The sequence below is a fragment of the Noviherbaspirillum sp. ST9 genome, assembly GCF_048799745.1.
Classification (GTDB): Bacteria; Pseudomonadota; Gammaproteobacteria; order Burkholderiales; family Burkholderiaceae_D; genus Noviherbaspirillum.
In genome coordinates, this window is sequence record NZ_JBLWFR010000178.1 from 1 (window position 1) to 559 (window position 559).

Here is a 559-nt window from a genome sequence, read left to right on the forward strand (position 1 = left end):
TCCATCCACAATTGTTGCTCAACCGAACTCGAATATAATATATCCCTGGAGAATGAAACGCTATAGATACTCCCCCATTATTATCGTTAGGGCACGGAAATCCAGTATTATACTGGATACTGTAGGTAGAGGGAGAGATGGACCATTGAGCATTAGAATAATTACAATTACTGCTTGCGTATAACGCATTAAAGGGGATATATGCCCCTCTAGGAATCGAACTCGATGAGGAATATACACTAATTAACCCTCGGTCGGGAACGCCCGAGTTTATAGTTTTAGTTATTTGAACTGATGTGCCACAAGTAGAAGTAATAACAGCCGTTAGTGTTATACTAACACTAGAGGTCCCAGTTCTATTAAGCAGACAGGACGTGCCGTTAGTTGTAATTGAAACTTCAGAAGAAGGAGAAACACTCCATGCGACAGCGGTACCTGCAGGCAGATTATTTAACGTATACGTACTGCTAGTACAGAAGAACGAGGCGCCCGATATCATATTGCTAGAGGCATTCGAACCAATGTCATGCAGCTTTTTCGGCAACAGCTTCTGGAAGCG

General features: G+C 42.6%; 1 protein-coding gene. It reads left to right on the forward strand.

Going from position 1 to position 559, the window contains the following annotated elements; translation table 11 throughout:
- Positions 1 to 374 precede the first annotated feature (374 nt).
- Positions 375 to 559: hypothetical protein (locus ACNOHI_RS25395; RefSeq protein ID WP_420477501.1), on the forward strand; the 185-nt coding region annotated here is incomplete at its 3' end.